The sequence below is a fragment of the Thiomicrospira sp. genome (assembly GCF_036568485.1).
GTDB lineage: Bacteria > Pseudomonadota > Gammaproteobacteria > Thiomicrospirales > Thiomicrospiraceae > Thiomicrospira.
Genome location: NZ_DATCSL010000126.1, coordinates 1 through 20315 on the forward strand (window position 1 = coordinate 1; position 20315 = coordinate 20315).

The 20315-nt window shown below is 43.9% G+C and carries 15 protein-coding genes; 11 read left to right on the plus strand and 4 right to left on the minus strand.

Features of this window, described 5'->3' with window-relative positions:
* Positions 1-435: 435 nt before the first annotated feature.
* Together glnA and VIM91_RS11465 are read left to right on the plus strand one after the other, a co-directional pair.
* On the plus strand, positions 436-1842 hold the full coding sequence (gene glnA / locus VIM91_RS11460) for a type I glutamate--ammonia ligase (RefSeq protein ID WP_331864942.1): 1407 nt from the start codon (positions 436-438) through the stop codon (positions 1840-1842).
* Between the two features lie 163 nt (positions 1843-2005).
* A complete protein-coding gene (locus VIM91_RS11465; protein WP_331864943.1) occupies positions 2006-3727 on the plus strand; it encodes a lysophospholipid acyltransferase family protein in 1722 nt (573 codons plus the stop codon).
* Positions 3728-3779: 52 nt separating this feature from the next.
* On the opposite strand, the gene VIM91_RS11470 is transcribed toward VIM91_RS11465, so the two are convergent.
* Complete coding sequence (locus VIM91_RS11470) at positions 3780-4622, minus strand: UDP-2,3-diacylglucosamine diphosphatase (RefSeq protein ID WP_331864944.1); 843 nt, start codon at positions 4620-4622, stop codon at positions 3780-3782.
* Positions 4623-4783: 161 nt separating this feature from the next.
* Between VIM91_RS11470 and VIM91_RS11475 the strand changes: the two genes are divergently transcribed.
* The 5 genes from VIM91_RS11475 (at position 4784) to VIM91_RS11495 (ending at position 12747) form a co-directional block, all read left to right on the plus strand.
* Complete coding sequence (locus VIM91_RS11475) at positions 4784-5806, plus strand: glycosyltransferase family 1 protein (protein WP_331864945.1); 1023 nt, start codon at positions 4784-4786, stop codon at positions 5804-5806.
* A gap of 108 nt (positions 5807-5914) precedes the next feature.
* A complete protein-coding gene (locus VIM91_RS11480) occupies positions 5915-7744 on the plus strand; it encodes a bifunctional diguanylate cyclase/phosphodiesterase (protein WP_331864946.1) in 1830 nt (609 codons plus the stop codon).
* 57 nt (positions 7745-7801) lie between these two features.
* A complete protein-coding gene (locus VIM91_RS11485) occupies positions 7802-10309 on the plus strand; it encodes a methyl-accepting chemotaxis protein (RefSeq protein WP_331864947.1) in 2508 nt (835 codons plus the stop codon).
* Positions 10310-10465: 156 nt separating this feature from the next.
* Complete coding sequence (locus tag VIM91_RS11490; RefSeq protein ID WP_331864948.1) at positions 10466-10906, plus strand: DUF3015 family protein; 441 nt, start codon at positions 10466-10468, stop codon at positions 10904-10906.
* 107 nt (positions 10907-11013) lie between these two features.
* Positions 11014-12747: a DUF4105 domain-containing protein gene (locus VIM91_RS11495; protein ID WP_331864949.1), complete on the plus strand. Its 1734-nt coding sequence runs from the start codon at positions 11014-11016 to the stop codon at positions 12745-12747.
* A gap of 2 nt (positions 12748-12749) precedes the next feature.
* On the opposite strand, the gene glnE is transcribed toward VIM91_RS11495, so the two are convergent.
* Positions 12750-15494, minus strand: a complete 2745-nt coding sequence (gene glnE, locus VIM91_RS11500) for a bifunctional [glutamate--ammonia ligase]-adenylyl-L-tyrosine phosphorylase/[glutamate--ammonia-ligase] adenylyltransferase (RefSeq protein WP_331864950.1) — start codon at positions 15492-15494, stop codon at positions 12750-12752.
* A complete protein-coding gene (locus VIM91_RS11505; protein ID WP_331864951.1) occupies positions 15487-16299 on the minus strand; it encodes a hypothetical protein in 813 nt (270 codons plus the stop codon). Before VIM91_RS11505 ends, glnE begins: the two co-directional genes overlap by 8 nt.
* 214 nt (positions 16300-16513) lie before the next feature.
* On the opposite strand from VIM91_RS11505, the gene VIM91_RS11510 reads away from it, so the two are divergent.
* Together VIM91_RS11510 and VIM91_RS11515 are read left to right on the plus strand one after the other, a co-directional pair.
* Complete coding sequence (locus tag VIM91_RS11510; protein ID WP_029935583.1) at positions 16514-16852, plus strand: P-II family nitrogen regulator; 339 nt, start codon at positions 16514-16516, stop codon at positions 16850-16852.
* A 20-nt stretch (positions 16853-16872) separates the two neighbouring features.
* Positions 16873-18120: an ammonium transporter gene (locus VIM91_RS11515; RefSeq protein WP_331864952.1), complete on the plus strand. Its 1248-nt coding sequence runs from the start codon at positions 16873-16875 to the stop codon at positions 18118-18120.
* 98 nt (positions 18121-18218) lie between these two features.
* Here VIM91_RS11515 and VIM91_RS11520 read toward each other — a convergent pair whose 3' ends face one another.
* Positions 18219-18647: a hypothetical protein gene (locus VIM91_RS11520; protein WP_331864953.1), complete on the minus strand. Its 429-nt coding sequence runs from the start codon at positions 18645-18647 to the stop codon at positions 18219-18221.
* Between the two features lie 73 nt (positions 18648-18720).
* Between VIM91_RS11520 and VIM91_RS11525 the strand changes: the two genes are divergently transcribed.
* Both VIM91_RS11525 and VIM91_RS11530 read left to right on the plus strand, forming a co-directional pair.
* Entirely contained in the window at positions 18721-19506 is a 786-nt protein-coding gene (locus VIM91_RS11525) for a flagellin (RefSeq protein WP_331864954.1), read from the plus strand.
* Between the two features lie 132 nt (positions 19507-19638).
* Positions 19639-20286, plus strand: a complete 648-nt coding sequence (locus VIM91_RS11530; protein WP_331864955.1) for a 2OG-Fe(II) oxygenase — start codon at positions 19639-19641, stop codon at positions 20284-20286.
* Positions 20287-20315 lie beyond the last annotated feature (29 nt).

The window sequence follows — 20315 nt, forward strand, 5'->3', positions numbered from 1 at the left end:
ATACCATATTTGGCAGTATGATCTTTTAGTCGGCGTCGCATCATGCGCTTTTTAAAGGTAGGGCCACTCAGCGTTTGCTGTAATGCTTGCTTAGTCTGTGCGCTCATATAAAATTACCTTGCTGGATTCATTCGATTTATAATTCGTGCGCACACTATAACCAGCAAATATTACAGTTTTATTGCAATCTGTCATAATTCTGAAAACAATCCAAACCCGGTCAAATCAGGCGCACCAAAAATAAACAACAAACGCACCAAAACAATACAATCAAAAGCGAACAAACACCAATTGCACTCTAAAGCCGATGCAAATTTAATTAATAAAAACATTAACTTAATAAAATTTTAATTTTGTCTCGCAAACTGGCATAGTTCGCGCTATATTTGCAATAAAGATTTACACCCACAAATAAAACCAACGAAGGATAATGCTATGCCACAAACAATTTTTGACCTTATCAAAGAACAAGATGTGAAATGGGCTGACTTGCGCTTCACGGATTCAATCGGTAAAGAGCAACATGTCACCATTCCCGCTCACGAAGTGGATGACGAGTTTTTTGAAGACGGCCATAACTTTGACGGTTCATCTATTCATGGCTGGAAAGGCATTCACAACTCCGACATGGTATTAATGCCGCAAACCGATGGTTTTTATTTGGACCCATTTACCAATGACCCCACCATCGTTATTCGTTGCATGATCGTTGAGCCGACCACCCTTGAGCCCTATGAAAAAGATCCTCGTGGTATCGCCAAGAAAGCTGAAGTTTATCTACAATCCACTGGCGTGGCCGATACCGCTTTCTTTGGTCCAGAACCAGAATTCTTTATTTTCGACGATATTCGTTGGGGCGCAGACATGTCTGGTTGCTTCGTTAAAATCGACGGTAACGAAGCCGCTTGGAACACCGAAAAAATCTATGCGGACGGTAACATGGGTCACCGCCCACGTGTAAAAGGTGGTTACTTCCCAGTGCCTCCAGTTGACCAACTACATGAAGTACGTGCTGATATCTGCGCGATGGCCGAAGCAATGGGTCTTAAAATTGAAGCGCACCACCACGAAGTGGCAGCGGCTGGTCAGTGTGAGTTAGCGGTTGCGGGTAACACCCTAACCAAGAAAGCCGATGAAGTTCAGATTCTAAAATATGCCGTGCATAATACCTGTCACGCGGTAGGCAAAACCGCCACCTTTATGGCGAAGCCAATCGTTGGTGACAACGGTTCAGGCATGCACATCAACATGTCTTTAAACAAAGGTGGCAAAAACATTTTTGCTGGTGATGTTTATTCAGGTTTATCACAAGAAGCTTTGTGGTACATCGGTGGTTTGATGAAACATGCGCGTGCTTTGAACGCCTTCACTAACCCAGGCACCAACTCTTACAAGCGTTTGGTTCCAGGTTTTGAAGCCCCGATTTTATTGGCTTATTCTGGCTCTAACCGTTCGGCTTCGATCCGTATCCCATACGCGCCGTCTGAACGTGCACGTCGTGTGGAACTTCGTTTCCCAGACCCAACAGCTAACCCATACCTAGCTTTCGCGGCTTCGTTAATGGCCGGCCTTGACGGTATTATCAATAAAATTGATCCGGGCGAGCCTTCAGAAAAAGATTTATACGACCTACCACCAGAAGAAGAGGCGACTTACAAAACCGTATGTGCGTCACTAGAAGAAGCCATAGATGCATTGAATGCTGATCGTGACTTCTTAAAAGCCGGTGGCGTATTTACAGATGCGGCGATTGATTCGTACATTAAGCTAAAAATGGAAGAAGTCACACGTATGCGCGCGACGACTCACCCAATCGAATTTGATATGTACTACTCTTTGTAAGTCTTTCAAGTTTCGATGACTTAAAACCCGCTTCGGCGGGTTTTTTGTTTATAGGCCACAACCACACCAGCTCTCAATTCATAAAAGCCTCACAGCAGCGTCATCTAATCGTCATACTACTGGCGCATACTCCGATGGAATTTAACCATCATGAGAGATCCGCATGCTGAATATTGAAGCGAGCCTGCAACAACACTTCCCAGACTTAACCGCACGCCCAGGTGCTAAGCTGATTATGAAGCTACTTAAAGCCCTAACTCACCAAGATGAAATTAATCAATTTATTGAAACCCACCAACATCTACGTGGCTTTGCCTTTTTAGATAAGGTGTTGGAATACTTTAACTTCAGCTACCAAGTCAACGCACGCCAACTTTATTCAATTCCGTCGGAAGGAAAAGTTATTATCATTGCCAACCACCCTATCGGTTCGCTTGATGGACTGGCTTTGCTTAAATTAGTTCGGACTGTGCGCCCAGATGTCCGGATTGTCGCCAACGAACTCTTGGCTCAACTTGAACCCATTCAGTCCTTGTTTATTTCAGTCGACAACTTATCCAGTAAGGCTTCGCATAAAGCACAATATAAAACTATGTTAAATGCGTTAGAAAACGAGCAAGCACTGATTATTTTTCCAGCTGGTGAGGTCTCTCGCATTCGACCTAATGGGGTACGCGATGGCAAATGGAAAACCGGCTTTTTACGATTAGCTGAAAAAACCAATGCCCCAATCCTGCCGATTTTAGTCGAAGCCAGAAACTCGGCCTTGTTTTATAGTCTATCGGCGATTTACAAACCTATCGGCACCATGATGCTCGTTCAAGAAATGTTCAACAAGGACGATCAAGAAATCAGCTTTCATATTGGCAAACCCATTAAATGGAAAGCCGTTCAAGCTCTCGGCCTCGATAAAAAGCAACTAGCAACCCGTTTCCGCAAGCACCTATACCGTTTAGATAAGCCCAAAAAACGCACAAAAAACCCATTGTTTGACGGCGAAATTACCGTTGCTCATCCGGTTGATCGCAAAGCACTCAAGCAAGCTTTAAAACAGGCAAAAAAACTCGGCCAAACCGGCGATGGTAAAATTATTTATTTATACGACTATGAAGAAGATTCGCCGGTGATGCAGGAAATTGGCCGTTTACGCGAACTCACCTTCCGTACAGTAGAAGAAGGCACCGGAACCAGCCTGGATTTGGATAAATATGACACCTATTACCGTCACCTAGTTTTATGGGATGACGAAGCCTTGGATATTGTCGGGGCTTATCGGATTGGCGAAGGCCAACAGATTATTGAAACCAAAGGACTAGAAGGATTTTACACTCACAGTTTGTTCGACTTTGAACCTGAGATTGAACCTTATTTAAAAAATGCGATTGAGTTGGGTCGCAGTTTTGTGCAGCCACGTTATTGGGGTTTACGCAGCTTAGATTACCTTTGGTATGGGATTGGTGCTTATATAGCCGCGCACCCACACATTAAATATCTGTTTGGCCCGGTAAGTTTAAGTGCCGCCTACCCTGACGAAGCCAAACAAAAAATCATCAGTTTTTACCAGCAACAGTTTGGCAGTTGGTCAGGTTTGGCCAAGGCCAAAACACCTTATCACTTAAATGAGTCAACTCAACAGCTTATGCAGACAGATTTCGCCCAAGATTACGCGACCTGTTTTAAACGTTTGAATCACCAACTTGACCAAGTTGGCGTAAAAGTGCCCACACTCTATAAACAATACAGTGAACTGTGTGATGACCAGGGCTGCCATTTTATGGCCTTTAGCGAAGACGCCAATTTTGGCTACTGCATTGATAGTTTAATTATGGTTGAACTAGATAAAGTTAAACCTAAGAAAAAACAACGGTATATGACACCGCTCTAGTCAATCACGGCTAAATCTAACACCAGACCACTAGGCCTGGTGGTCTATGAAGTTACGAATGTATTGATTCTGGACTTGCCTGTTCTGGCTTTTTCCAACGCACCAGGTGCAACGCGCCGTCCTGATCCTCAATTAACGCGCTTAGAGACTCAACCCAGTCACCGCAGTTGTAGTAAGTTACGCCCATCTCAAACTCTCGAATTTCAGGGTGGTGGATATGACCACACACCACACCCTGCACCCCTTTTTGAACCGCAGTTTTAGCCACGGCAGTTTCAAAGTCACTAATAAAATTAACCGCCCGTTTCACTTTATACTTCAAATAGGCCGATAACGACCAATAACCAAAACCCAAACGTGCACGCAGCTGGTTAAACCAACGGTTAAAATGCAACACGGTTTCATAAGCCCAGTCACCCAAAAAAGCCAGCCAGCGATGACATTGCACCACCCCATCAAATTGATCGCCGTGAATCACCCAGAGTTTTTTGCCATTTTTTAAGGTATGAATATATTCATCGGTTAAAAACACATTACCAAATTCAATGCCCGAATAGCGCCGTAACATATCATCGTGGTTGCCGGTAATATAAATCACCTTCGTACCGCGTTTTGCTCGGGTTAATATGCGACGAATCACATTGGTATGCGCTTGCGGCCAGTAAATTTTTTTACGCATACGCCAGCCATCAATAATGTCACCCACTAAAAATAGGGTGTCGCAGTTATAGACTTTTAAAAACTCCGCCAACTCGTCGGCACGCGCGCCTTTTGACCCTAAATGCACGTCTGACACCCAAATACTTCTTACATCGACCAGCTCTGAACTCGCGTCCTCCAGAGGTACATCAAGTTCATCCATCCAAATAGGTAACGGCTGGGGCTTAAATGGCATAACTGTCTCCACTAACAAAATTAACTCTATGCTAGAAGCAAGTTATGACCAAAGCATGACGTAAGCGTGATTAAATTATGACGCAAATCTTGTCATATTTACTTAACAAACCCGACGACATTTATTCGTATGATTTTGACAAAAATCACAGGATAAATTAGTTGAAAAAAATAACACGATTGAGTTTAGTGACCGATGCTTGGACACCACAAATTAACGGTGTGGTTACAACACTAAAACAGCTAGTTGAGCATTTAAAAGCACAAGGCGTTGAAGTGGATGTGGTTCACCCTTATGACTACCATCCTGTTCCCATACCCACCTACCCTGACATTCCGTGGGTTTGGCGAGCAAAAGGGTTAAAGCAAAGACTATTAAATTATCAACCGGATGCGATCCATATCGCGACCGAAGGATCGTTGGGCTGGCGGGCGCGCAGCATTGCCTTAACAAACAACCTTCCCTTTACCACGGCTTATCACACCAAATATCCTGAGTATTTATCCAAACGGCTTCCCATTCCTGCGAGCTGGGTTTATAAGCTTTTGGCCAAGTTTCATGGCCCAGCTCAGACTACGTTTGTGCCGGCACAAGCGATCTTGAACGAACTCGAATCACACGGGTTTCAACATTTAGTGTTAATGGGGCGCGGCGTAGACAAACGTGTTTTCAATCCCCAACAATATGTTGAGCTCCCTTATAAAAAACCGATTTATTTATATGTCGGCCGACTAGCGGTGGAAAAAAACATTTCAGCATTCTTATCGCTAAATCTAGAGGGAACGAAACTGGTTGTAGGCGATGGTCCTCAAAAACAGGCACTGCAACAAGACTACCCTCAAGCTGTTTTTGTCGGTGCCAAACAAGGTAAAGAACTTGCGCAATATTATGCCAGTTCGGATGTGATGGTTTTTCCCTCTCTAACCGACACCTTTGGGCTGGTTAACATCGAAGCCATAGCATGCAGCACACCGGTCGCCGCTTTTCCGGTAACCGGTCCTATCGACATTATTACCCCGGGTTTAAATGGCGCTTTAAATTCGGATTTAAACCAAGCCATTCAGCAAGTTCGCCTATTACCACGCGTGCCTGTTGCACAAAGTGTTGATCATTACGATTGGCAAGAAGTCACATCCGAGTTTTTACAGTCACTCGCTAGAATCGACTGGAAAGCGCACGCTTAAAGCCTGTATAAAATTTATAAATGTCATATAGACGCTACCTAAGCGTCACAAATTGGTCATATGCGATTGCTAACATTGGCAAACAAAAATTTTGGAGTTAACAACCCTATGGCCACCACCCAAAACTTATGCGCCCAATTTAAAATGGACAGACTTGAAATGGATAAAATCGCGGATACCATGCTGGACAATCTGTCTTCTAAACAACTGGGCTTAGAACTATCTAGTATTTTCCGAAATCGCAATCTTACCGCGCTGTTTCAACCCATTATCGATTTAAAAACGCGTCAGATATATGGACACGAAGCTTTAATTCGTGGTCCGGTTAATTCGAGCCTGCACAGTCCATTGGATTTATTCCAAGCCGCTGAAAAAAGCGGCTGTTTATTTGAAATGGATTGGTTGGCACGCAGCACCGCGATTGCGTCTTTTCAGCAACAACAATCACAAGACTTATTGTTTATAAACATTACGGTTAACTCGATTATGGCGCGCGGTCATCGCCAAGGTATGACGCTGGATTGCCTGCATGAACTGGGCGTACCCGTTGACAAGGTAGTGATTGAAATTACTGAGTTGCAACCAGTCGAAGACTTTAACTTGTTTATTGAATCCATCAATCACTACCGCAAAATGGGATTCAAGGTGGCGCTGGATGATCTTGGCGGTGGCTATAACGGCTTGCGTCTATGGTCAGAATTACGTCCAGATTTTGTCAAAATCGATAAACACTTTGTACTGGGTATTGCTCAGAGCAAAGACAAGCGTCATTTTATTGAAAGCATCAAAACACTAGCGGAAGGCTTAAATACCAAATTAGTCGCCGAAGGCATTGAAACCGAAGAAGATCTGCGTGTTATTGAAGATATTGGGATTGACTATGTCCAAGGGTTTTTATTCCGTCGTCCAGAAGCCCAGCTGAAATCTCAACTCTGCTATGAATGGGCAAATACGAGACTAAATCCCACCCTTCATGATTACAGTAATGAACTGGCTGCGATTTTAATTCAAACCGAATCGGTCGAACCTTTATCACCGGTGCATTGGGTATCTCAACTATTGCATAAAAATAATCATCTCGACTTTATACCCGTGGTCGAAAACAAAACTGTGCTTGGTATGGTGTGGCGTCGAGAGCTGATGGATTTACTCGCACAACGCTATGGACACGACCTACACCATCGTAAACCCATTAGTAAGTTAATGGATCGTCAACCGATCGTAGTGGATATTCACACCCCGGTCGAAACCTTAAGTCGCTTAATCACCGATCATAAAAACAGCCATCGTGGCGATGCCTTTATTATCACCAAAAATAATCAATACGCAGGCTGTGGACGTTTTTTGGATCTATTGCGTTTAATTACCGACTTAAAGATTCGCAATGCCCAATACGCTAACCCCCTTTCTGGCTTACCCGGTAATGTGCCAATTCAAAAACACCTGCAAAACTTGATCCATCAAAAACGCGGGTTTTGTGTGTTCTATATCGATATTGACCACTTCAAAGCCTATAACGATTACTACAGCTACGAGCAAGGTGATGATGTGATTCGTATGGTGTCACATCTGGTGCAAAACACGGCTCAAAGAGCCGATGATTTTATTGGTCATATCGGAGGCGACGACTTTATTCTGATTCGAACCAAAACGGATAGTTTTGCCGACACCTGCGATAGTCTGCTCGATCAATTTAACACTCAGGTTAAAAGCTTATACAAAGAAGAAGACATCAGAAATGGCGGAATACAAAGCCAAAACCGTGCAGGCCAAATCCAACGTTTTCCGCTCATGAGTTTATCGATCGGCGTGTTAGTAGTGCCACCCGGCCTCATAGAACATCAACAAAAACTCGCCAGTTTAGCCACCAAAGCCAAAAAACAAGCCAAGCATTCAGGTGGCAACACCTGGGCTTTGTTGAATGCGCTTGATGCTTAGTTAAACCCTGAATTTGCTACTTAACACAGCAAAAACCTTATTTTGGAGACGTTAAATATGACGCTATTCAATCGACTTACCATTGGCTCTAGACTTTGGTTCAATCTGTTTTTAACCCTGCTTTTGATAAGCATCGTGACCTTAACGGCCTGGTTATCGGCGCATCAGTCGGCGCAACAATCAAACCAGCTTGTACTAAAAGAACAACAAATCACAAAACGTATTGCCGAATTTCATAAGGGCTTTATTACCACTTTGCAGCAATCAAATAACTTTGTGCTGACCGGTACGGAAGCCCATGGTCAAGTCTTTAATGAAATGATCGATCAACAAAAAAAAGCACTTTATAGCCTAATCGCCGATTTAGGTGGGCTAGTGGAATTTGACCAATCCGGCTTTCTGGCGTTTACCGAAGAACCTGTTGGTAAAAATGCCGCCATTATAAAATCCCTGTTACCACTTGATCGTGTATTACAAAACTTAGAAAAATCCACCAATTCTAACGTCTTTATGAAAGAGCGCATTGGCCAGTCGATTGAGTTTGGTTTGGATTTGAGTGCCAATAATCTCAGCCAAGACTTTAAAGACATCGCCCCACTTATTGAAGATCAACCAGGCCTGGTGGCTCACTTAGCAGAGCTGCAAACCCGTCTGGAAAAATCACAACTCTTGGCCGCTAAAATGATTGCAACCCAAGATACCAGTCTTAAGCAAGCATTTGACGAACAAGGTTTAGGTTTTGCTGCCAGTCCGCTGGTAAAAGAAATTGTCGAACCCTTTAGCGCCGATTTATTCAACGGTGAAGCGGCTCGTAATTTAGACAGTCATCATGCGGAATACATGGACGCATTTGGTGATTTACGTGACACTCTCACCACTATGTCACAAAATAATGAGAGCTTGGCTGAGTTATCCGAATCCGGAAACCTGATTTTATTAGAGCTTATGTCCAACTTACAAAATGCCAGCCTTGGCGCACTCCAACAACTCGAAAATGCCAATCTAGCTCAGGAAAATCGTCTTATTTTCATTGGTTTTTTTGCCGTGTTTGTATTGTTAGCCCTGAGCTTTAGTATTAGCCGCTCAATTGTTGGGCCTTTAAAACGTCTGCGCGAACAAGTGTTACAGGTGGCGCAAACAGGCCAATTTAATCAACCACAAATACTCAGTGGCAAAAATGAATTGGTTGATATGAGCCAGGCTCTGCAAAACCTATTGCAATCGGTTTCACAGGCTTTGAGTGAAGTCAAAACCGTCAGCCAATCTCTTGCTCAAGGCGCAACCGACCAACGTATGAGTTTAAACTACAATGGTGACCTACTGCTTCTCAGTCAAGCGTTTAATCAAAGCTTAAACTCGGTGGATGTCACCTTAAATGAAATCGCCCAAGTTAGCCATGCATTAGAAGCGGGTGAACTTTCTATCAACATCGACCTATCCAATCACGCCGGCCAATTCATGCATGTTCTTAACGCGATGAAGAATGCCTTGTCAGTGCAAAAGCAAGCAATTGACGGCGTACGTCACGTCACCCATGCAATGCGAGCTGGTGATTTTGGCCAACGAGTTGAGATTGAGATGCCGGGCGAATTACATAACTTAAAACGTTACCTAAATGAATCGCTTGAGCGCTTAGAAAATGCGATTAACAGTAAATCCATTGCTCTGAAAGCTTACAGCCAAGGTGACTTTTCTCATCAAAATGATCACGCCTTTGAAGGCAAGCTGCAAGAACTTAATACCCACATGTTAAATATGGCACAAAGCGTGAGTCATATGTTGCAAGACGTCAAACACGCAACCGACCATGCGGTACATGGGATTAAAGAAATCAGTTCCGGCAATCAAGACCTCAATCACCGGGTACAAAAACAAGCCGCCGCCGTGCAAAACACCAGCGCCAATATGTCACAGATGCTGAGCTCTGTGCGCGAAACCTTACATGAAGCTAATCAAGTCACTCATAGTACCGATCGAGTCCAACAAGACTCTCAATCAGGCCTGGTGATTGTCGAACAAATGGTGCAAGCCATGCAGGATATCCAACAAGCCAGCCAAGAAATTGCGCAAATTACTGGCTTGATTGACAGCATTGCCTTTCAAACCAACCTACTCGCACTGAATGCCGCCGTCGAAGCGGCACGTGCCGGTGAGGCTGGACGAGGTTTTGCCGTTGTAGCGACCGAAGTGCGCAACTTGGCACAACGTTCAGCCGAAGCCGCCCAACAAATTCGTCAGGTAACCGACACCAATATGCAACGCATTGAACACGGTATGCAATTAAGCCAGCAAACCCAAACAGTATTTGAGCAAAACACCGCTTCAATCGAAGGCATCGCCAAAATGATTTTGAAAATGAACAAAGCACTCGAACTCCAGAGCCACGGTATTAAAGAAGCCACCGATGCGCTTAGCGAAATCGACGAATCAACCCAACAAAATGCCGCTTTAGTTGAGCAAATATCAACCACCTCTTCACACATTATAGAAGAAGTGCTCGGCCTCGAAACCAAGGTGAGCGGTTTTAAACTGGTCAAATTGCAAGATAAACGCCAAGTGGCTTAACTTTTTTGAACTATTTGACTTATTAGCTCATCAAACGGGCCTGGTAGTGATGTTTTTATCAAAAATTACGTAATTTTATTGCTGATTAAATTTAACTTGGTTAGACTTAAGCCGTATTCGATTGAATACACATTAATGTCTCAGTGAGGATATATTATGAAAAAACTTATGTTAGCTTCTGCATTAACTCTTGCTTCAACTGCCGTATTGGCAAACTCTAACACAGGTTGTGGTTTGGGTAGCATGGTTATCCAAGACCAAAACTCTGTTGTAATGCAAGTATTGGCTGCCACAACAAACGGTATTTCAGGTAACCAGACTTTTGGTATTACCTCAGGCACTTTAGGTTGTGACAAACCAGCTAAATTTGTATCTAACGAACATGTTAATACTTTTGTAGCAAGCAATATGGATAGCTTGGCTACCGATATTGCTAACGGTCAAGGTGAAGTAATTGAAACACTTGCTGTTATGTTAGAAGTACAAGATAAAGCAACGTTTGCCGCTAAGTTACAAGCTAACTTCGACAACATTTATACGGCTGAAAATGTTAGTTCAGCAAACGTAATTGATAACATCCTTACTGTTATTAGTTAATTAAATTGTCGGGCAGAATATTTAAAACTTGGCTTTTACCATTTTTAGTGTTTTGCCTGACATGTTATACCCCTTTTGTTTTTTCCAACTCTTCCGACCTTATTCAATTGGCAGACCAACGCCAATTAGCAACCAATAATGAATGGTTAAATCTTTTACATTTCAAAAACGGCCGAAGTGAAATAGACGATCCAGCATATTTCTTTTCTAAAAATGGTAAAACGAATCCTCAAGCTGAACTACACGCATCTTTAAGCGCATTAATAAATGACCAAACAGATGATGAGCAAAGCGTTTATTGCAAATATAATTCGCGCTCAAGTTGGCTTATTAGCCAATTACCCGAAATTAAACAACAAGTTAAACTTCCGACCTGCCAAGCGCTGCAACAGGAAATCGCTCATTTAGATGCCGATTCCATTACCCTTATTTTGGCCTCAGCACATATCAACTCCCCTGCTTCAGCTTTTGGTCATACTTTTTTGCGCATTGACTCACGTCAGCAAACGCCCTTAACCGCTTATGCGGTCAATTACGCGGCACAAACCCAAGAAAAAAATGGTTTGATTTATGCATACAAAGGGATTTTTGGTGGATATGAAGGGCGTTATTCAATTTTGCCCTACGCTAAAAAAGTGCAAGAATACAGTGATCTTGAACAACGCGATATTTGGGAATATCGTCTGAATTTAACCGATGATGAGTTGGCTCGCTTAAATCGCCATATTTTTGAAATTCGCCATTTTTATGCCGATTATTTCTTCTTTGATGAAAACTGTTCTTATAACCTACTTTGGTTGTTAGAGGTAGCGCGACCCGGAACGGATTTAACATCACAATTTAATGTAAATGCCATTCCGATTGATACCGTAAGAGCAATTGAGCAAGCTGGATTTATCGGCGAAACGCATTATCGACCATCAAACCGCAAACGCATGGTGAAACTCGCTGAGAACCTACAGCACAGCAATGCTCGAGCATTTGTCAAAAATGGTGACTATGATCTAGTCATGTTAAATGACGTACCCAAAATAGAAAAAATCAGTGCGCTTGAAATCAGTGCAACTCAACTCAAACATCAACGTAGTCAAGACAAAATTGATCAAGCGGAATATAGTAAGACATTACTTAGTTTGTTGCGTGCACGAAGCCAATTAGGTCATCCACTTTATGTAGATATTCCTCCGCCAGCTTCGCCGAAAAACGGTCATTTATCCAGCCGTTTAAACCTAGGTTGGCGTAACAACAATCAAACCAATAAAAACGATCAGTCCATAATCGGGTTTAAACCGGCTTATCATGCGATTGAAGATCACGATTATGGTTATTTGGCGGGTGCATACATAAGCTTTTTCGATGCACAATTGGCCATAGATGAAACTAAAACTGAGCTCGATAGCTTAAAGTTGGTCGATATTCGATCCTATGCTATTCAAGATCGGTTGTATAAACCCATTTCTTGGCAAGTACAATTAGGTGCAAAACGTTTAGCAGATGATCAACTTTACAGTTTTATTAAAACCGGTGCGGGTTTAAGCTTAGGCTCAGAAAAACATTATGGCTTTATATTGTTTGCGCCGGCCGCTTTTTATCGAGAACAATTTAATTACAGCGGTGCAATAGAAGCTGGTTTGATTAGTCATTATCAGCAACTTAAATTAGGTGCTCAGCTATCAACAACCTGGTTTGATCAAACATTTGAAACAGAACAACAAGCCAGCATTTTTGGGACTTATCAGTTTAATCAACGGTGGGCACTTAATCTCAAGCATGAAGCGCAGAAAACACTCGATAAATCTGCACGACACACAACAGATTTTAATGTTTTTTATTATTTTTGATCTTACTCCATCAGTTCGTGCCAAATTCGAGCCACATCGGCGCGCCCAATCGCAAATTCGTTAGCGTTTACAACTGCCTTTTGTTTTTGCAAAGCCAGACGATGATACGCGCTGCGATAAGTTCGATAATGATTTTGCAATGTCTCAATTGCGTTGTCCGATAAAATAATCGAGCCTTTAAGCGCATCTAGAATCCGCATGTTATCCGAATAAGTCACCAGGCCTGGTTGTTGATGGGCAAAGGCTAAAACAAGGTACTGCACGATAAATTCAATATCGACAATGCCACCTAAGCCATGCTTTAAGTCGAATTCAAATTCGTTTGACTTATCCAAGCCTTCGCGCATTTTTTGGCGCATTTCGGCCACATCCGCTTTTACCTTATCGGCATCACGTGACTGGCTTAAAAATTCACGACGAAAATCTTCGAAATTAGACCGAACAGACGCTGCCCCCACCACGGCACGGGCACGAATTAAGGCTTGATGTTCCCAGTTCCAGGCTTTATCTTTTTGATACTGCTCAAAATGTTTCAAGGTCGTGACCATCAAGCCACTAGCCCCATTTGGGCGCAAGCGAGTATCAATTTCGTAAAGTTGGCCGGCGGGCATAATGGTTGTCAACACTGAAATCATTTTTTGCCCCATGCGGGTAAAAAATGTGGCGTTATCCAGCGAACGTTGATGATCTTGACTGACTTGAGTTTTTTCATCACTTGCATCCAAGTCGTATAAAAACACCACATCCAAATCCGATCCATAGCCCAGCTCGATCCCGCCTAGCTTGCCATAACCCAGCACTAAAAATGGCGACTCAGATTGCCCGGCAGGCAAGCCATGTTTGGCGGTCATTTTCTGCCAAACATAATCATGTGTAACATTTAGCACGGCTTCGGCAATCCAGGTTAAATAATCACTCACATGCATAACCGGTACTTGTCCTGTAATATCCCCTGCGCCCACTCGGAATACTTGGGCGTGACGCCAATGACGCAGCTGCAACATAAATTGCTCTTCGTCATCACCATAGGTGGTTAATAAGGTTTGCGCTTCAGCGAGTAATTCTTTTAACTCAAGTGGTCGATACAAGCTGCGTAAATCCAATAGTTGATCCATCAAGGCGGGATATTTAACCAGCATATCCGTTAACCATGGACTGGCCGCACACAACTTAATTAAATGCGCTAACGCGACTGGGTTTTCTTTTAACAAGACCAAATACACACTGCGACGTACCACACTTTCAATCACACTTAAGGCACGTTGCAATGCGATTTCTTGGTTATCTTCCTGACCAGCCAATTGTTTTAATAACAACGGCATTACGTGCTCTAATCGAGTGGTCGCTTCGGCACTCATCTGCCCGACAGAGCGCGCTTTTTTAAATTGGCGTAATAAATTCAAAATTTCGCCCGGCTTATGAAAGCCAAACTGCGTCAAAATCACAAGCGCATCATCTTCAAGTGGCCCTTTCCAAGCTTGCCCAAGTGCCTCGGTTAAATCACACACATCGGCCTCTTCCGCAAACACATCGTCAAAGTGCTGCTGTACGATTTGGCGATAGTCATTTAGTTGCTGCATAAACTCGGCATAACTGGCAAAACCCATGGTTTGTGCCAACACCTGTTGCTGATTTTCATCATCTGGCAAATCATGGGTTTGCTGATCATTCCATTCTTGTAACCGGTTTTCGGCTCGACGCAAAAAGATATAAGCCGCTTCCAACTCTTGAGCATCCTGCGCGGCTATATAATCTTGTTCTGCTAAATACTGAAGCATAGGCAGTAACGAACGACCTTGCAGCACCTTATCTCGGCCACCATGCACGAGCTGGAAGGCTTGCACGATAAACTCAATTTCACGAATACCGCCCGCCCCCAGTTTAATATTGTTCTCCATGCTTTTTTTTCGCACTTCGGCTTTTATCATGCGCTTTAAATCACGTAACGAATCCATCGCGGTGTAGTCGACATAACGGCGATAAACGAACGGACGTAAAATTTCAAACAATTCTTGCGCCTGACTTCGATCACCTGCGATTGCACGTGCCTTTACCAGCGCATATCGCTCCCAGGCTCGGCCATGCATTTCATAGTAATGTTCGGCGCCAGCAAAGCTTATTGCTAATGGACCAGCCTCCCCAAATGGGCGCAAACGCATATCAACACGATACACAATACCCTCTGGCAGCATTTCGGTTAGCATTTTGTTTAACATCTGACCCAACTTGGCGAAAAACTGATCGTTTGACATCGCACGCTCACCGTCCGTTTGACCACTTTCGGCGTAAACAAAAATCAAATCAATATCAGAGGAGAAGTTAAGTTCATAGCCACCGAGTTTCCCCATTCCCAATACAATTAAAGTTTGAGCTTCACCCGATTCTTGCCCAATTGGTGTGCCGTATTTTTCGCAGAAGCGCGGATACAACCAATCTAATGCGCCTGACACCAAGCCATCCGCCAAATCGGAAACATCACGCATGGTTTCATTCAAATCCGCCAAACCAGCTAAATCACGCACCGCAATACGCACCATCTGTTCACGTCTGAGTTGGCGTAGCATTTGTTTGAGTGCCAATTCCGACTCACAAGCCAATAAGGCTTCACGGCATTCGGCCACCAACTCATTCGGCTGGTACAGTCGTTCATAATTGAGTTCGACCAATTCTGGATAACGCTGATATTCACGCTCGACAAACAAACTCCAAGGCGTAACCGACTCGATTAATGAACGCGCATCATGCATGACTAAACTCCTGGTTTGATTCGCTCGGCGAATCTTTTTTATACACAAATAATTCGGTTTGACGCTTATCGGCTAACTGCCAGATCGCATCGGGGATCACATCCGGTATCGCAAAACTGTTACTCACAAATAAAGCGTTGGGCGACATCTCAGCCTGGACTTTGCGCCAAAGTTTTATCATGGGTTCAGGCGATAAAAACGCATAGATCAAATCATATTGTGACAGATCCACCAAGTCGATATTCTGTCTAAACACCTTTCCGCCTCTCAGCCAAGTTTGCACTTTTGCCCAACCATAAGACAACCAAGCGGTTTCAACACCCACCGATTGTTTAACTTCTGGCAAACTTTGCATATACACCACGTTATGACCCAAACCACAACCTAGATCAATAAATCGAACATCCGAACGCTCTCTCGCCAAGGCTCTTAAGGCCTGACGCGTAATTTGATTGGTTAAATATAATGGCACGCGCTGTACCACACTATTGCGAAACACCAGCCACAACATCACAAACAAGACCAAAGCCACCAGCGGGCTGACCTCTAACCACAAAGCGGCATATAAACCGACTGGAATAATAAATTGAATCCAACGCCACCAATAAGGTAACCACCAACTTAAAAAAACCGCGAGCATGGCTTGACCCAACACTAACGCCCAATCTGGATAAGGCGGCGGCACAACAAAGCTTAAGACTTTCACCAGGCCTGCTAACAAGCCGACGGCCAACAACTGTAATAACAGAGCCCAGCTTATCTTTGGCCATTGAGCCATTCGATCAATCACCTTTCGCACCAACATTAAACACCTTGCACCAATTAATAACATTAATACCCTGAACACCTAAAAAACATAGTTAAATTTTACAAAAAAATAAGATAAATAACTGTATTTAAAGGTTTTTATAAAAATAGGCACAACTAAAGCTTATTGTAACTGAAACTTTTTTTCAACACGGGTGATAAAAAAAGGGCTGAACGCCTTTAAAACAAGCCCTAAATGGAGGTTACTAAGTATGAAACTTATAGTGGCAATAATCAAACCTTTTAAGCTGGACGACGTACGCGAAGCCCTGCACGACATCGAAGTGCATGGCATGACCGTAACAGAAGCAAAAGGCTTCGGTCGCCAAAAAGGTCACACTGAAATTTATCGTGGTGCGGAATACGCGATCGAATTTCTTCCTAAAGTACGTCTTGAAATCGCGATTAGCGATGACAAGGTTGATACCGCGATTGAAGCGATTGGCAATGCCGCGCGCACTGGCAAAATCGGTGACGGCAAAATCTTTGTGATGCCGATCGAACAAGCGGTGCGTATCCGTACTGAAGAAACCGGCGATGTCGCCCTTTAATTAACAGAAGGAATAATGTGATGGAACAAGTACTCGAACTCAGTTACGCGCTCGACACCTTTTACTTCCTCATGGCGGGAGCACTCGTTATGTGGATGGCGGCGGGCTTTACAATGCTCGAAGCCGGTTTGGTGCGCAGTAAAAACACCACTGAAATCTTAGCGAAAAACGTGGGCTTATTTTCAATTGCCAGCTTGATGTATATGTTGGTGGGTTACAACATTATGTATGGTGACGGCGTTAACAGTGTTATCCCAGGCCTAAGCTTTTTATTAGGTGCCGATAACACAACCGCCGCGGTCGTTGCGGGTGGTGAAGATGCCCCTTACTACTCAAACCTAGCTGACTTCTTCTTCCAGGTTGTGTTTGTTGCCACCGCGATGTCGATTGTCTCTGGTGCCGTCGCTGAACGTATGAAACTTATGTCGTTCTTTGTGTTTGCTATCGCAATGACCGCGGTTATCTACCCAGTTCAAGGTTTCTGGACATGGGGTGGTGGTTTCCTAAGCGAGCTTGGTTTCTCTGACTTTGCTGGTTCTGGTATCGTTCACATGGCCGGTGCCGCCGCTGCTCTAGCAGGTGTATTAGTACTTGGTTCACGTAAAGGTAAGTATGGTCCAAACGGTGAAGTTCGTGCGATTCCGGGTGCAAACATGCCTTTAGCTGCTTTAGGTACTTTCATCCTATGGTTAGGTTGGTTCGGTTTCAACGGTGGTTCACAGTTGCAAATCTCAACGGTTGAAAACGCGAACGCCGTAGCGATGATCTTTGCAAACACGAACTTAGCGGCTGCAGCAGGCGTGATCGGTGCGATGATTATCTCACGCATCATGTTTGGTAAAGTTGACTTAACTATGATCTTAAACGGTGCGTTAGCTGGCCTAGTATCGATCACCGCTGACCCATTATCACCTACGCCTCTATCGGCCGCCGTGATTGGCTTAATCGGTGGTATGTTAGTGGTATTCGCTATCTTGTTAATGGATAAGAAGTTAAGAATCGACGATCCGGTTGGTGCAATCTCTGTTCACGGTATCGTAGGTATCTGGGGCTTGATTGCAGTGGTATTCAATAACGAAGGTGCAACCATTGGTGCACAGTTAATTGGTATCGTATCGATCTTTGCTTGGGTATTCATTGCCAGCTTAATCGTATGGTTCATTATCAAAGGGGTAATGGGCGTACGTGTCAGCGAAGAGCAAGAGTACGAAGGTCTTGATCAATCTGAGTGTGGCATGGAAGCCTACCCTGAGTTTGGTAAAAAATAAGACTGAGCAATAACTCACTTAAAACCAACCCCGCTTCGGCGGGGTTTTTGTTATCTGCACATTAATAGCTTAAGCACCAGGCCTGGTGCTCTACAATCTTAAAGATTACGAATTTTATATAGCAACTGCAATAAGCGCATTTTCAAACTTGGCTTAACTTCAATCGGATGACGAAACTCCAGCACGACCGGCTGCTCATTCGGATTCGCTAAATCATGATTTGGCCAATCTAAAATATCATCCAACTCAAATCCGGTATCCATTGCCACCAATTGCCAAGGCAATTCACGATCTCGCCCCACCGCATGCGCACCTTGCTGATCAAACGTAATCGGCCACTTAGCTTCAATCACCACTTCTTTGGCTTTTCCCGACTCCATCCAAATTCGAACTATTTCGTCTTTTTGTAATAAAGTGCCATAAGGTAAAAACAAATATTGCGCGTTCAAATTGGTGACCGAATAATCCGTTAAAGGCGCTCCGTCCGCAAACTGAAAATTGCAAAAACCCTTTCCACAACAAGACATTAGCTTTCCTTTGATTTTTAAAAAATTAGGCGTATTATAGAACTACGCGACAAAAATTCTTAGGAGAATAATGATGAGTGTCGATTCTATTAACAGTGTAGGTTCGCCTTATAGCCCATACAATCCGACCAACACCAGCTTAACCACCGGCCAGCAAATTAACCGCTCAGCGGATAACGCAGCTGGCTTGGCGGTGGTAACGGGGATGACCACGGAAATCATGGGCCAGTCTGTCGGTATGCGTAACGCAAATGACGGCATGTCATTGTTACAAACTGCGGATGGTGCAACACGTGGCATGACTGAAAGCATCCAACGTATGTATGAACTGTCTGTGCAGTCGATGAATGGCACGTTAAGTGCATCGCAACGTAACATGCTAAATACTGAATTCCAGCAACAAATGGAAGAAATTAATCGTACCGCCTCAACCACTAAATTTAATGACATTTCATTACTAGATGGCGCAAACCCTGATATTGAGATTGCGTTAGGTGATAGCAGTAAAAGCACCCTCACCATGCCAACCCTAACTAGTGATGCGTTAGGCTTAACAGGCATGGATATCAGCAACCCAGCCAATGCCGGTGCGGCGATGGAAGCCTTGTTAAATGCAACCGATACCCTGAGCTCAAGCCAAGCCAATTTTGGTGCACAGCAAAACGGTCTATACTCAGCGGTCTCCAACATGGCGATCAGCCAAGAAAATAGTTACGCTAGTCGTAGCCAAATTCTAGATACTGATATGGCTCGAGCTTCTACCGATAAAGCGCGAAATGATGTTTTAATGCAAGCCAGCATTATGATGCAAGCGCAAGGCAATCAAGATAAATCCAATGTCCTCCAATTGCTAGGTTAGCACTCTCCTACCTAGCTTTATGCGCCCTCGTCTTAGGGCGCATTATTTTTTCATACATCTCCTCTCAAACACTTGCAAACCACCAGGCCTGGTCGCATAATTCGCAAATTCACTTCGGCAGGAATCACGCCCATGCAACCCCTGTTTTTTGATCAGCACCAACTAGATTTGGCTATCGACAATCTGGTCGACAAAGGTTGGCATGTTTGGCCCAATGCCATTGATTCGCAACTTTGTTTAACTTTACTGCATGAAATCGATCAACTTGAGCAACAAGGCGAAATGCAACAAGCCGGTATTGGTCGAGGTCAAGAACATCAACTTAACCAACGCATTCGACGCGACAGTATTCACTGGCTCGAACGCACCAGTCCAGCTCAAGCCCAATACCTTGACCTAATGCAGCAGTTACAGCTCGAACTGAATCGCCAATTATTTCTTGGCTTATTTGAATACGAAGCCCATTTTGCGCTCTACTCGCCCGGTGACTTTTATAAAAAACACTGGGACAGTTTCCGTGGTGCAGCAAACCGCATGGTCACCACTGTGGCCTACTTAAATCCCGACTGGCATGACGACTGGGGTGGCGAATTGGTAATGTATGACGAACTGGACAGCCAAATCATTGGCCAAGTGACACCCAAAATCGGCACTCTAGTATTATTTATGAGCGAACAGGTGCCGCATGAAGTCAAACCTACCCAGCAACCACGTGCCAGCATTGCAGGCTGGTTCCGTTTAAACACCTCCATCGCTGGTCAACTTAACCCGCCGAGTTAAACCCAACCAATTAGCACGAGATTCCTAAC